The 12626-nt window shown below is 51.0% G+C and carries 13 protein-coding genes and 1 other RNA gene; 5 read left to right on the top strand and 9 right to left on the bottom strand.

The window, feature by feature from the left end; all coding sequences use genetic code 11:
- The first annotated feature begins 49 nt into the window (after window positions 1–49).
- An RNA gene (gene rnpB, locus HF894_RS01165) (RNase P RNA component class A) lies at window positions 50–422 on the top strand.
- Window positions 423–448: 26 nt separating this feature from the next.
- Window positions 449–1768: a YihY/virulence factor BrkB family protein gene (locus tag HF894_RS01160; protein ID WP_204968895.1), complete on the top strand. Its 1320-nt coding sequence runs from the start codon at window positions 449–451 to the stop codon at window positions 1766–1768.
- A gap of 370 nt (window positions 1769–2138) precedes the next feature.
- Here HF894_RS01160 and HF894_RS01155 read toward each other — a convergent pair whose 3' ends face one another.
- The 3 genes from HF894_RS01155 to HF894_RS01145 all read right to left on the bottom strand — a co-directional run bounded on the left by HF894_RS01155 (window position 2139) and on the right by HF894_RS01145 (window position 4490).
- The gene (locus HF894_RS01155; RefSeq protein ID WP_075317556.1) at window positions 2139–2672 is read right to left on the bottom strand and encodes a nitroreductase family protein; all 534 of its coding nucleotides are present in this window, start codon (window positions 2670–2672) and stop codon (window positions 2139–2141) included.
- Window positions 2673–2742: 70 nt separating this feature from the next.
- Window positions 2743–3867, bottom strand: a complete 1125-nt coding sequence (locus tag HF894_RS01150) for a TlpA disulfide reductase family protein (RefSeq protein ID WP_204970803.1) — start codon at window positions 3865–3867, stop codon at window positions 2743–2745.
- A 17-nt stretch (window positions 3868–3884) separates the two neighbouring features.
- Window positions 3885–4490, bottom strand: a complete 606-nt coding sequence (locus HF894_RS01145; RefSeq protein WP_075317558.1) for a riboflavin synthase — start codon at window positions 4488–4490, stop codon at window positions 3885–3887.
- A 263-nt stretch (window positions 4491–4753) separates the two neighbouring features.
- On the opposite strand from HF894_RS01145, the gene HF894_RS01140 reads away from it, so the two are divergent.
- Window positions 4754–6001: a GTP-binding protein gene (locus HF894_RS01140; protein WP_204970802.1), complete on the top strand. Its 1248-nt coding sequence runs from the start codon at window positions 4754–4756 to the stop codon at window positions 5999–6001.
- Between the two features lie 95 nt (window positions 6002–6096).
- Here the strand turns inward: HF894_RS01140 and HF894_RS01135 are convergent, their stop codons facing one another.
- Together HF894_RS01135 and HF894_RS15260 are read right to left on the bottom strand one after the other, a co-directional pair.
- Entirely contained in the window at window positions 6097–8178 is a 2082-nt protein-coding gene (locus HF894_RS01135) for a fimbrillin family protein (RefSeq protein WP_204970801.1), read from the bottom strand.
- A gap of 37 nt (window positions 8179–8215) precedes the next feature.
- Entirely contained in the window at window positions 8216–8344 is a 129-nt protein-coding gene (locus tag HF894_RS15260) for a hypothetical protein (RefSeq protein WP_262899882.1), read from the bottom strand.
- A 250-nt stretch (window positions 8345–8594) separates the two neighbouring features.
- Between HF894_RS15260 and HF894_RS01130 the strand changes: the two genes are divergently transcribed.
- On the top strand, window positions 8595–9410 hold the full coding sequence (locus HF894_RS01130; RefSeq protein ID WP_204970800.1) for a Cof-type HAD-IIB family hydrolase: 816 nt from the start codon (window positions 8595–8597) through the stop codon (window positions 9408–9410).
- Window positions 9411–9570: 160 nt separating this feature from the next.
- On the opposite strand, the gene nadD is transcribed toward HF894_RS01130, so the two are convergent.
- From nadD to HF894_RS01110, 4 genes are read right to left on the bottom strand one after another with little or no spacing between them, the layout of a single operon-like run.
- On the bottom strand, window positions 9571–10131 hold the full coding sequence (gene nadD, locus HF894_RS01125; RefSeq protein WP_204970799.1) for a nicotinate (nicotinamide) nucleotide adenylyltransferase: 561 nt from the start codon (window positions 10129–10131) through the stop codon (window positions 9571–9573).
- A gap of 7 nt (window positions 10132–10138) precedes the next feature.
- Window positions 10139–10354 carry a hypothetical protein gene (locus tag HF894_RS01120; RefSeq protein ID WP_021848027.1) on the bottom strand — a complete coding sequence of 72 codons (216 nt, stop codon included), beginning with the start codon at window positions 10352–10354 and terminating at the stop codon, window positions 10139–10141.
- Window positions 10351–10914 (bottom strand): guanylate kinase, encoded by a 564-nt coding sequence (gene gmk / locus HF894_RS01115; protein WP_204970798.1) that lies wholly within the window; start codon window positions 10912–10914, stop codon window positions 10351–10353. Before gmk ends, HF894_RS01120 begins: the two co-directional genes overlap by 4 nt.
- A 12-nt stretch (window positions 10915–10926) precedes the next feature.
- Window positions 10927–11805, bottom strand: coding sequence for a YicC/YloC family endoribonuclease (locus HF894_RS01110; protein ID WP_204968903.1), 879 nt, complete (start codon window positions 11803–11805; stop codon window positions 10927–10929).
- A 98-nt stretch (window positions 11806–11903) separates the two neighbouring features.
- On the opposite strand from HF894_RS01110, the gene tsaB reads away from it, so the two are divergent.
- The gene (gene tsaB / locus HF894_RS01105; protein ID WP_204970797.1) at window positions 11904–12602 is read left to right on the top strand and encodes a tRNA (adenosine(37)-N6)-threonylcarbamoyltransferase complex dimerization subunit type 1 TsaB; all 699 of its coding nucleotides are present in this window, start codon (window positions 11904–11906) and stop codon (window positions 12600–12602) included.
- Window positions 12603–12626 lie beyond the last annotated feature (24 nt).

Raw genomic sequence — 12626 nt, 5'->3', positions numbered from 1 at the left:
CATAAATCCTGTGTTTTTGACGCGAAAATCGTACCTTTGCCACCATAAAGCAGTTGGCCGGTCTGCCGCCTGCACTTTGGGTGTGCATGAGGAAAGTCCGGGCAACACAGAGCGTCCCACTTCCTAACAGAAAGCTGTCCGCGAGGGTAGAGTAACGCAGAAGAAAACAACCGCCCTTCTTCTCTCGGAAGGAGGGTAAGGGTGAGAAGGCGGGGTAAGAGCCCACCAGTCTTGTGGCGACACAAGGGCTGTGCGTCTTGGGAGTTGTAAGGTCATGTAAACCGGCGCAAGGAGAGTTGCTCGCTCGATGCCGGAGGGTAGACCGCTAAAGCGCGTATGGTGACATACGGCTCAGATAAATGGCAGACACCTTGTCCCCCTCGGACAAGGCACAGAACCCGGCTTACAGGCCAACTGCTTTTCTTTTTATTATATATGTATCTTTGCCATGAACCAAAAAATCGCAAGACTCTGGAAGTTCCTCACCGATGACATCTGGCGCATCACGGAGGACGAGGTGAACAAGACCACCTTCTCCGTCTATACCGTCATCAAGACTATCTACCTCTGTGTCAACCGATTTACCAAGGACCGACTGGCCAACAAGGCCGCTGCCCTGACCTATAGCACGCTGTTTGCCCTCATTCCCATCCTGGCCGTGGTCTTCGCCATCGCGCGCGGATTCGGCTTCGACAACGTGATAGAGCACGAAATTGCTACAGGCTTCGGCGGCCTGAACGAGACGAGCAGCGCCATCCTGAACATCGTCAACACCTACCTGTCGCAAACGAAGAACGGCATCTTCATCGGCGTGGGTCTCATCATGTTGCTCTGGTCGGTGCTCAACCTGATCAACAACATGGAAATCACCTTCAACCGCATCTGGCAGGTGCAGAAGGCACGAAGCGTCTATCGGCGCATCACGGACTATTTCTCCATGCTGCTCCTGATACCTATCCTATTGGTGCTCTCGGGCGGTCTTTCCATCTTCATGAGCACCATGCTGAAGAACATGGAAGACTTCACCCTGCTGGCCCCTTTGGGCAAGTTTCTGGTGCGCCTCATTCCCTATGTACTGACGTGGTGCATGTTCACAGGGCTCTACATCTTCATGCCCAACACGAAGGTGAAGTTCAAGCACGCGCTCATATCGGGCATCCTGGCAGGTACCGCCTATCAGGCCTTTCAGTTCCTCTACATCAGCAGCCAGTTGTGGGTGTCGCGCTACAATGCTATCTATGGTAGCTTCGCCGCCCTGCCCCTGCTCCTTCTCTGGCTTCAGATCTCGTGGACCATCTGCCTCTTTGGCGTCCAGCTGACCTATGCAGGGCAGAACATCAACAGCTTCAGCTTCGACAAGGATACGCGCAACATCAGCCGACGCTACCACGACTTCGTGGCCGTGCTGATGATGTCGCTCATCGCCAAGCGCTTTGCCCGCGGCGAAAAGCCCTATACGGCCGAAGAGATTTCGGAGGAATGTCAGATCCCCATCCGCCTGACCCGACGCATATTTGAAGAACTTCAGGACGTGAAGCTGGTGCACGAAGTGGCTACCGACGAGAAGAGTGAATCGCTCTCCTACCAGCCCTCGATGGACATCAACCGCCTGAACGTAGCCGTCCTGCTCGACCGCCTCGACTCGCATGGTTCAGAGGACTTCAAGATAGACAAGGAACACGCCTACAACGACCAGTGGACGACACTGATGAAAACACGTGAAGAATATTACAGGAATGCGGGCGAAGTGTTGCTGAAAGATTTATAATCCCGACACGAGAGGTACGGACATAAAAAAAGGGCTCCGCTGAGCCCAACCTTTGTTAACCTTAAATCTAATACTATGAAAAACACACTGCAAAGGTACGTACTTTTCAGCAACTTGCAAATAATCCAACTAAAAAAGCATGTTTAATAACATGTTTTAGCAAATCTGCGGACTTATTAAACAAAAAAAAGCGTCGCAGGGGGACATTCCACCAGCAGACGTCCTCACACAGTGCTTCATGAAGGCGTGACACAGTGCTTCCTCACCTCCTCACAAAGCACTGCATGAGACCCTCAGGAAGCACTTTCTGAAAGGCTGACGCAGTGCTTCGTCAGAAAGGGTGCAAGTATAGCCTCGCACGCCACAGTTTTTAATAGTGATTATACGATACGACTTTCTCCAGATCCTTGCGCGACTTCTTGCGCTTGGGCTTGGCTGCATAGCCTACGACCACATCGAGCAACAGGCGCTTGCCCGCAGGAATGCCCACCAGCTGCTTCATCTCCTTCTCGTCGAACCAACCCACGATGCACGAGCCAAGGCCTTCGCTCTCGGCGGCAAGCGTGATGTGGGCAGCGGCGATGCCGATGTCTATCAGGGGAAAATACTTGTCCTTGATCTTCGCGCCAAGGAAGGAAGTGAAGTTCATCGACTCCTCGACAATGAGGATATGAACAGGCGCCTCCTTGGCAAACTGGTTCATGCCCAGCCCTGCGGCAGCCTTCCCCACCCTTCGCGCGAGTTCGGGGTCGTCTACCACCACAAACTTCCACGGCTGGGCATTGCAGGCCGAAGGAGCCAGGCAGGCCGCCCGGAGGATGCGCTCCAACTTTTCGCGCTCCACAGGTCGGTGTTCGTAAGCGCGATCGCTCTGGCGGCTGGCCGCCAATTGCAGAAAATCCATTGCTATCTCTCCATCTATAAGTTTATGACAATATCTTGAAGACTTAAGAAGGCTGTTTCAAATACGGGCCTCACTTCAGCAATCCATCCAAATAAGTATAGAATTCAGGATCCTCACCTACAACTACTTTCAGGATGACACCTTCGGGACTGATGACTATCTTCGTCGGATAGCCGCGGACAGCATACAGGACAGAGACATCGGGATCGCCCTCGTTGCGAACATGCAACCAAGGCATGTCATGCTCTTCTACCGCCTTGCGCCATTTCTCCTCTGTATCACGACAGTCGATGCCCACAAATTCAACCTTGGCCTTGTGCTTGGCATAGGCCTTCTTCATATCGGGTACACCCTTGATACACCAACCACACCAGCTGCCCCAAAAATCAAGTACTACATACTTGCCTCGAAGCGACGAAAGAGTAAAGTCATTACCCTTGAGATCTTTCAGCGTAAATTCGGGAGCCGCATTGCCTTCTTTCACCCGTTCGGCAGCAGCACGACGGGCCATTTCCTTGTCATAACCATCCTTTACCTGACGATACAACGGTGCCATCACACCCGTACGTACAGGCTCGGCCACCACATCAAGCATCTCGCCAATCTTCTCAACAGACAAGTCGCGTGACAGAGCATAGACGGCCACATCCTGGTCGGCATGGCTGCGGATGAAGTCACAACGCAGGTCCTGCATACGGTTCAGAAATTCTCGTGAAGGGGCATAAGCCAGTCGGATGCTGTCGGCAGGAATGCCATCAACCTCCATCTGCATACATACTTTGCTAAGCGAATCGAGCTTCGTGATGCAAGGGCGGAGCTGTTCATTCAGTTCATTGCAGGCTTCGTAAAAAGCATCACCACTCAGACGATAATCATCCAGCGTACCGCTTACCGTAACAGGACGGCCGGGCAAAAGTACCAGTCCCAAAGCTTTCATACTAACAGCACCATTACCTGAGGGCTTGGCATAGATATAGACTTGCTTCAGCACGCTGTCGCCCACATTAAAGGCAAACTGCCCATTCAGCATAGGCACTGTGTCTAGCCGTGCCTCGCCACCGTCTACCGACCGATGGTTGACCAACAACGTATCACTCTCAATGCCATTCAGCGTACCGCTGATTTCCATTTTAGCCGCAGGGCTGCAGGCTGTCAACAGACTTGCTCCTAAGAGCATCCAGCACAGATTCTTCATTTTTTATATGATATGATTTATGACTGATACTGAATCATACGGCTGATGTACTTGCCGATGATGTCAAACTCCAAGTTCACTACCGAGCCCACCTGAATGGCGTGGAAATTGGTATGTTCAAAGGTATAGGGAATGATGGCTACCTGGAAGGTATCATCCGTGGGATTGCACACCGTCAGGCTGACTCCGTTGACTGTAACCGAACCCTTGTCCACAGTGATGTAGCCGCGTCGGGCCATTTCCTTGTCGAACGCATAGCGGAAGGTGAAATAATAGCTGCCTTCGGCATCCTTCACGTCGATGCAAGTAGCCGTCTGATCGACATGCCCCTGCACGATGTGTCCGTCCAGACGTCCGTTCATCATCATGCTGCGCTCCACGTTTACCTCGTCGCCCACCTTCAGCAAGCCCAGGTTGGAGCGGTCGAGCGTCTCCTTCATGGCAGTGACGGTATAAGTATCGTCGGTCAGCGCCACGACGGTCAGGCAGACGCCGTTGTGAGCCACACTTTGGTCAATCTTCAGTTCGCCCACGAAGGAGCAACGGAAAGTGAAATGCACATTCTCCTGTTCTTTTACCACGTTTACCAGCGTGGCACACTCTTCTACAATTCCAGAAAACATAAATCTCTTTCTTTTTAAGGGTTACGACATGGCATCTTTTGACAGAAAGAGGAACCAACAACCGCCCTCTCCGCAGATGCTTCTGCAAAAATAGTGAAAGGTGAGCGCAGTACCAAACTAAAAGCCTGCTTTTAAGTGAAGACGCTGTCGAAGTGCATCCTATTTTATCTAAAAACAAAGAGAACTTACAAGAAAAAGGTAGGACTTGGAAGCATAATCTAATCCAGAAGGCTTATCTTTGCCCCTGCTAAATAAAAAACGACATGAAACAAAAAGAAATTCCCATACTGCTGCTCACGGGATACCTGGGCAGTGGCAAAACCACCTTGGTGAACCGCATCCTGGCCAACAAGCGAGGCATCCGCTTCGCTGTCATCGTGAACGACATCGGCGAGGTGAACATCGATGCCGACCTCATCCAGAAAGGCGGCGTAGTGGCTCAGAAAGACGACAGCCTCGTAGCCCTGCAAAACGGCTGCATCTGTTGCACACTGAAGGCCGACCTCATCGAGCAAGTCTATGAACTGATGTGCACCGAACGTTTCGACTACATCGTCATCGAAGCCAGCGGTATCTGCGAGCCCGAACCCATCGCACAGACACTCTGTTCCATCCCTCGCCTGGGCGATGCCTATACCCGCCACGGCATCTGCCGCCTGGACTGCCTGGTCAGCGTAGTCGACGCCCTGCGCCTGCAAAGCGAATTTGCCTGCGGCGACAGCCTGACACGCAAGGGACTGGACGAGGAAGACATCGAAAACCTCATCATCCAGCAGATAGAGTTCTGCAACATCATCCTGTTAAACAAAGCAGCCGAAGTGAAGCCCGAAGAGTTGGGACGCATCAAGAAAATCATCCGCACCCTGCAACCTTCAGCCGAAATCATCGAATGCAACTACGCCGACGTACCGCTGGAGAAACTGCTCGACACACATCTGTTCGACTTCGAACGTGCCGCCACCTCAGCCGGCTGGATCCGCGAAATAGAACGGGCCGCCACGGAGGAAGAGGAGCGCGAAGCACATGCCCACGGCAGCCATCACCACGAGCATGAAGAAGAGCACCACCACGAGGAACACGAGCACGAAGAAGAAGGACATCATCACCACCATCACCACCACGACCACGAAGGCGGAGAGGTGGAAGAATACGGCATCGGCACATTTGTATACTACCGCCGACCGGCCTTCGACATCCACAAGCTCGACCACTTCATCGCCACCCGCTGGCCGAAGAACATTATCCGCGCCAAGGGTGTATGCTACTTCAGCCACAACCGCGACATGTCCTACCTCTTTGAGCAGGTAGGCGTGCAGAAGCAGCTCACCGAGGCAGGACAGTGGTATGCCACCGCGCCCGAAGAAGACCTCATCGAGCTGATGAAACAAGAGCCTGGCTTGCTTCGCGACTGGGACGAAAAGTACGGCGACCGCATGCAAAAGATTGTCTTCATCGGCCAACACCTTGACAAGGAACAGTTGGCGCATGACTTGGATGAGTGCTTGGAGTAATCCGACACATTCCATATCAAACAGGCCAAACATAAAAAGCCCTCAACTGCCGGACAAGGTCGTTGAGGGCTTTCATTTATCACAAAGATGCGAGGTCAAGGCTTCGTGGCCGGCGGCTCGCAAATATAAGTCGACACGATGGTAGGAGTACCCGAAGCGGTAAGATCCCATATCTTGACTGCTTCCCAGACAGAGCCGTCAGAAGCGGTAAGATTGTCAACACCGGTAACCAAGACCTCATAATTTGCACCCCCAGCATCCACACAATGATCGGAAGAGAACGAACCGCCACCTACCAGACTAATACCGGTTACCCCATCGGGCAAAATTGCGTAGCACGAAGTGACATGTCCACCAGTATATCCAGCAATACTTCCTCTATTATTTACTGTACCCAATAATGATACATGCGTAGAATAACATCCATAGACATTTGACGAACTGTTGTTATTATATCCCACAATACCGCCCATCGCTTCTGATATAAGTTTTTCAGTACCTATTGTAGAATAAGCCGAATAGCTGGCCACTACATCGCCTCGAGTGTTATAACCTACCACACCACCCAGGCGGGAACTTGGTTGGGATGAGTTGTGGGTTACCGTCACCCTGTTGGCAATACATTGCGCCACAATGCCGAAGCTGTTTTCACCGGCAATGCCTCCAGCCCAATATCCCGAAATGGTAGCACCATCTACGGCACACTTCAGCAGTCGACCGCTGGTGCTGACGCCGCCTTCTTGGGAAGAGGTTCCTATGATGCCTCCGGCACGAGTGCTTGATCCTGTTGTTGTTATGTGGCTGTTGCCCGATACACTGCAATATTCTGTTTTTCCATAGCTGGCACCTGCGATGCCTCCGGCGGCATGAGTGGCACTGACCTCAACATCAAGTGCATTGCATCCGTTCACCTGCACACTGTTGTTTCCCACGATGGCTCCGGCATAGTGTCCCGCCACTTGGGAGCTACGCACGTTGCAGCTTTCTATCTTACCCATGCTGGATCCGGCTATCACGCCTGCATAGGCAGCTCCGCTGGTGGCAGTTACTTGGGCGTTAGCAAACTTCACATTATGCACCTTGGCTTTTTCAGCCAGTCCACCGAAGAAACCCACATTGCTTGCGTCGCTTTCTACCACGAGGTTATAGATAAATTTTCCATTGCCGTCGAAGTCTCCGGCGTAGCCTGTGCCGGTGTTCATGTTGCTACCTACAGGTGTCCAGTCCACGTTTGTCAGGTCTATGTCCTTTTCCAGTATGACGCTCTTGTTCAATACATCGGTATCTGAAGCCCAAGCCTGCAAGCCTTTGGCATTGTAAATGTGATACGTGCCGTCTATCACTTCATATCCCTGTTCCGGTTCGAATTCGTCAGGTTGCATCGTTCCCAAATTTAGTATGCGGCTAGCTGTAAATGTGGCAGATTGAGTGCCTTCTCTCTTCCATATATATCCATCTGAGTTATAAAGTGTAAGCGTTATCCCGTTGCTTAGTGTGGCCGGGGCGGTTACGAAATAGTAGTTTTTTCCTGCAATTAAGTTTCCTTTTAAAGCAATTTCTATTCCAGCCCATTCGGGGTCAACATTCGCTATCGGATTCTCTTGTGAAGCATCGATAGTCAGTGTCCCTGCCAACGCCTCACCGTTGTTTCCGCAAAGTGTTGCCTTGGTTATGGTAGTAGTGATATTTTCGACAAGCGTAAATTTCACCAAAGCACAAACATTTTTGAAACAAAGGTTGTGCTGCGCATCGGCCGTGGCTACGGACGGATTCAGGCCTTGTGCAAAGCTACCTTCTCGTGCATCCTGTTCGGCTGGCAGAGTGGTGGTGATGGTGGTGCCTTTTATTTGTGCATTCGCATCATACGGGTAGAGAGCATAATAGGTACCCTCGACAGGAGTTGCCTCGCCTGTGAAGGTGACGCTCGGACCGCTTTCGGTAGTATAGAAGCGATTGTTATCGCCGTTGGGGTCGAACAGCGAGATGGTGTCGTTCGCTTCCCAATATACGGCATTTCCGGTAGTGAGCTCGGTGCGTGTGGAGGCGTCGGTGTTGGCGTAGAATTCCATTGGCACTTTGCCTGAGGGTCGTGTGTTGTCTGCCAGTTCGTCCTCGGAGCAGGCGGATACCATGGCGGTCAAGACCGCCAGATAGAGTATAGCTTTGATTTGTTTCATGACTGATAAGTTGATTGGTTGGATTTCTGTATGTCAATTACCATCCGTAATTATCTTCACCAAATCCTTGGTGTGAACCTGTTACACTGGAGCAGATTACTTGCACGGGCTCCACTTCGATGACTGTACAAAGGGGGGCTTCATAGATTTCTTTTGTCGTTTCCATACTTAATTCTATTAAAAATATTTTCCATAGTTCCAGCCATTACAAACCTTGAAGAATAGCCGATAGCTTAGGTAGCAATAATAACAATACAAAAAACATTTTTCTCGATCAAAAAACGATTATTTTTTCACTTTGCTCAAAAAAAGGAAATACATTCCTCAATCAGACAGAAAATTCCTGCTCTTGTGATTTGCCTCTGCTCTCGTCTTTCCGTATCTTTGCCGCTAAAATTCAATAAAGAAACCACAAGATGACAAAAAAATACCACCTGCTTGTCCTCGACCTGGACGGCACCCTGACCAACTCGAAGAAAGAGATTTCTCCACGCAACCTGCAGACCCTGCTCCGCCTCCAGCAAAGAGATGTCCGCCTGGTACTGGCCTCAGGCCGCCCCACGTATGGCATCGCTCCCCTGGCCGACGCTCTACACATGAAAGAATACGGTGGTTTCATCCTCTCCTACAACGGAGGCGAAATTATCGAATGGGGCACAGGCCGTCTGCTCTACAAGAACCTCTTGCCCGACGATGTGCTGCCCATACTCTATACAGCCTCTGTGCGTAACGAACAGGCCATCCTGACCTACGACAACGAATACATCCTGACCGAAAGTCCCGACGACGAATATGTCCGCAAGGAAGCCTTTCTGAACAAAATGCAGATACGTGCCGTAGACGATTTTCTGGCAGCAGCTCCCCTCCCCCTGCCCAAATGCCTCATCGTGGGCGACCCCGACCGACTGATACGAACCGAAGCCGAACTCTCCCTCCGCCTGCAGGGACAAATCAGCGTCTACCGCTCGGAGCCTTACTTTCTGGAGCTGGTGCCAATGGGCATCGACAAAGCCCAATCCTTGTCCGTGCTATTGGACAAACTGGGCCTCACGCGTGAAGCGATGGTAGCCATGGGCGACGGTTACAATGACCTTAGCATGATTAAATTCGCAGGTATGGGCGTTGCCATGGCCAATGCCCAGGAGCCAGTGAAGCAAGCTGCTGACTACATTACCCTGAGTAATGATGAAGATGGAGTAGCCGTGGCGGTAGAGAGACTATTCGACCTATAACAGCCCCTTCCTAAAGTTCCAACCTATTCCGTTTCATAAAACATTGCTTTTTGCATGGTAAAGCATTGCTTTTCGCTCGACAAAACAATGCTTTCCATTCAGCAAAAACATTACTTGTTTTTGGGGAGCATAATTAAGGCAAGTGAACGAAGCCGAAAGCTTACTTCTGCATCAGCCGTTCGTACACGCGAGGATGGAGGAAATAGCGTACATCCTTCCCTGCCTCGATAGACTCTCGGATAAAGGTAGAGCTGATTTCGAGTACAGGCGAATCGACCAGACGCACGCGAGGAGGCAGAGAAGACACGTCGACGGGATAGCCTGAACGGGGATAAATCAAAATGGGATTCTCGGCCAGCAGGCGTTCGGACTGATACCAGCGGGAGAAGGAGTGCCAGTTGTCCGATCCGATAATCAGGTGAAACGTGTGTTGCGGATAGACTTCCTTCAGGCGGTCGAACGTATGGATGGTATAAGAAGGTTGAGACAAATGGAATTCGAAATCGGAAGCACGAAACTTGGAATATCCCTCTACGGCAAGTTGCACCAGCTCCAACCGTAAGGCATCAGGCAGCAAATCCTGCCCCACCTTAAAAGGATTGCGGGGAGTCACCAGAAACCACAATTCATCCAGCCCGCCAAACTCGCAAAGGTAATTAGCCAAAGCCAGATGGCCGACGTGGATGGGGTTGAACGAACCGCTGAAGATACCAACATCCATAAGCGCATCAGATTTTCTTTCCCTTCAGCCGAAGGAAAGCAAGGGTGCCGTTCGCGATGGACACTATGCCGACAAGCCCCATGCCTATAGCTACAGTGTATTCTTCGTGCTGTATATTGGCAATTAGCAACCATACGGCACATACCAGCAAGATGAGGTTGACAATCAACAATCCCTTGTTCATCTTGCGCGAGAAGTTCTTGCCGCTATAATCTTTCGTCATGCCTTCAGGAATTGGGTAATTACCTCCAACGCCTCGGCCTTGGCTGTCTCCAAGTCGTCGTTCACAATAATCTTGTCGAACTTCGGGGCAAAAGACATTTCGTAGGCAGCCTTGGCCACACGATCCTCGATGACTTCGGGCGTATCAGTACCTCGCCCCACCAGGCGCTTGCGCAGCTCTTCGACCGAAGGCGGCTGGATAAAGACAGACAGGGCACGGTCGCCATAAAACTTCTTGATATTGCATCCGCCTACGACATCGACGTCGAACACCACATTTTGCCCAGCAGCCAACTGCTTTTCGACCTGCGACTTCAATGTACCATAGAAGCGGTCGTGGTAGACTTCTTCGTACTCCAAAAACTCACCCTCAGCAATACGACGGCGGAATTCTTCGGGCGAGAGGAAGAAATACTCTACGCCATCACGCTCCGTGCCACGCGGCGGACGGCTGGTGGCCGAAATGGAAAAAGCCAAGTTCAGGTTCTGCGTCAGCAGATAGTTGATGATGGTCGATTTGCCCGAACCTGAAGGGGCGGAAAAGATAATCAGTTTACCCATACTTAAAATCGATTACATTACATTCAGTACCTGTTCCTTGATCTGCTCCAACTCATCCTTCATCTGAACCACGATCTTCTGCATCTCCGCATGGTTGGACTTGCTGCCCAAGGTGTTGATTTCACGCCCCATCTCCTGTGCGATGAAGCCCAACTTCTTACCCTGTCCGCTACCTGTTTCCAGCGTGCTGATGAAATATTTCAAGTGATTGCTAAGGCGTTGCTTCTCTTCGTTGATATCCAGCTTCTCGATGTAATAGATGAGTTCCTGCTCCAGACGGTTCTTGTCGTAATCCACGCTGATCGTCTTCTCGAGCGCATCGACAATGCGTTCCTTTATTTTTCCGACACGTTCCTTTTCATAAGGCTCCACTGTTTCGAGCAGATGGGCAATGTTGGCTATTTTCTCACGGAACTTTTTCTCAAGTGCAGCACCTTCCTGCTTGCGGAAGTCCACCAGATGGTTCAGTGCCTCTTCGACGGCCGCATGAGCCACCTGCCACTCCTCTTCGCTCAGTTCCTGTGTCTCGGTCTTGGTCATCACATCAGGCAGACGAAGCAGAGTACCAAACCAGTCTTCAGGCTCAGGAATACCTGTAGCAGAAGAGATTTCCTTGATACGATGATAGTAGGCAGCCACCAGTTCCTGATTGATGGGAGTAGCCAGTTGCTCGGCATCCTTTTTCTCCACCCAAAGGCTGAAATCCACCTTGCCACGCTCCAGCACGCGGGCTATTTCGTTGCGGATTTCCATCTCCTTCTCTCTGTAAGCGGGAGCAATTCGTGCCGACAGATCCATCGCCTTGCTGTTAAGCGATTTTATCTCAACATTTATCTTTTTATCGGGCAATTCGACAATAGCCTTGCCATATCCCGTCATCGACTGTATCATAATGCTTCTTAAGTTTTGTGCAAAATTACACGATTATTTTTAATTACTGAAAATAATCACGTAAATTTGTCAGCTGATTAAAAAGATGAATAGTAACTATGTCATGTATCCTGCATATTGAAACATCCACTTCCGCCTGTTCGGTAGCCGTGAGCGAAGACGGGCAGGTAGTGTTCAAAAAGGAAGACTTGAACGGCCCTTCACATGCCGTATCATTGGGAGTTTTTGTAGACGAAGCATTGTCTTTCGCCGATAGCCATGCCATGCCGTTGGATGCGGTGGCCGTCAGTTGCGGGCCGGGGTCCTATACAGGCCTACGCATCGGAGTATCCATGGCAAAAGGCATCTGCTACGGACGTAATCTGAAACTCATTGGCCTGCCTACGCTGAAAGTACAGTGCGTGCCGGTATTGCTCTATCACGACGAGCTTCCCGACAATGCCCTGCTGTGCCCCATGATAGATGCCCGCCGCATGGAAGTCTATGCTGCCGTCTACGACCGCGCCTTGAAACCCGTACGCGACATTGCTGCCGACATTGTAGACGAAAACTCATACCGCGAATTCCTCGACCAGCACCCTGTCTATTTCTTCGGAGACGGAGCAGCCAAGTGCAAGGAAAAAATTACGCACCCCAACGCTCACTTTATCGACGGCATCCGCCCGCTGGCCAGTATGATGTTTCCCCTGGCCGAGAAAGCCATCGCTGAAGAGAATTTCGAAGACGTAGCCTACTTCGAACCCTTCTACCTGAAGGAATTCGTAGCTGGCAAACCTAAAAATCTGCTGAACGGATAATTAGCCGTTCACCATAAACCGATA

This window comes from Caecibacteroides pullorum (genome assembly GCF_019239235.1).
In the GTDB taxonomy this organism is placed as follows: Bacteria; Bacteroidota; Bacteroidia; order Bacteroidales; family Bacteroidaceae; genus Bacteroides; species Bacteroides pullorum.
The sequence above is the reverse complement of the archived record's forward strand: the minus strand, read 5'-3'. Positions and strand labels throughout refer to the sequence as shown.

Excerpts from the sequence above, each read along its gene's own strand:
- HF894_RS01160 (WP_204968895.1), top strand. The coding sequence starts at position 449 with ATGAACCAAAAAATCGCAAGACTCTGGAAGTTCCTCACCGATGACATC.
- HF894_RS01155 (WP_075317556.1), bottom strand. The coding sequence starts at position 2,672 with ATGGATTTTCTGCAATTGGCGGCCAGCCGCCAGAGCGATCGCGCTTAC.
- HF894_RS01150 (WP_204970803.1), bottom strand. The coding sequence starts at position 3,867 with ATGAAGAATCTGTGCTGGATGCTCTTAGGAGCAAGTCTGTTGACAGCC.
- HF894_RS01145 (WP_075317558.1), bottom strand. The coding sequence starts at position 4,490 with ATGTTTTCTGGAATTGTAGAAGAGTGTGCCACGCTGGTAAACGTGGTA.
- HF894_RS01140 (WP_204970802.1), top strand. The coding sequence starts at position 4,754 with ATGAAACAAAAAGAAATTCCCATACTGCTGCTCACGGGATACCTGGGC.
- HF894_RS01135 (WP_204970801.1), bottom strand. The coding sequence starts at position 8,178 with ATGAAACAAATCAAAGCTATACTCTATCTGGCGGTCTTGACCGCCATG.
- HF894_RS15260 (WP_262899882.1), bottom strand. The coding sequence starts at position 8,344 with ATGGAAACGACAAAAGAAATCTATGAAGCCCCCCTTTGTACAGTCATC.
- HF894_RS01130 (WP_204970800.1), top strand. The coding sequence starts at position 8,595 with ATGACAAAAAAATACCACCTGCTTGTCCTCGACCTGGACGGCACCCTG.
- nadD (WP_204970799.1), bottom strand. The coding sequence starts at position 10,131 with ATGGATGTTGGTATCTTCAGCGGTTCGTTCAACCCCATCCACGTCGGC.
- HF894_RS01120 (WP_021848027.1), bottom strand. The coding sequence starts at position 10,354 with ATGACGAAAGATTATAGCGGCAAGAACTTCTCGCGCAAGATGAACAAG.
- gmk (WP_204970798.1), bottom strand. The coding sequence starts at position 10,914 with ATGGGTAAACTGATTATCTTTTCCGCCCCTTCAGGTTCGGGCAAATCG.
- HF894_RS01110 (WP_204968903.1), bottom strand. The coding sequence starts at position 11,805 with ATGATACAGTCGATGACGGGATATGGCAAGGCTATTGTCGAATTGCCC.
- tsaB (WP_204970797.1), top strand. The coding sequence starts at position 11,904 with ATGTCATGTATCCTGCATATTGAAACATCCACTTCCGCCTGTTCGGTA.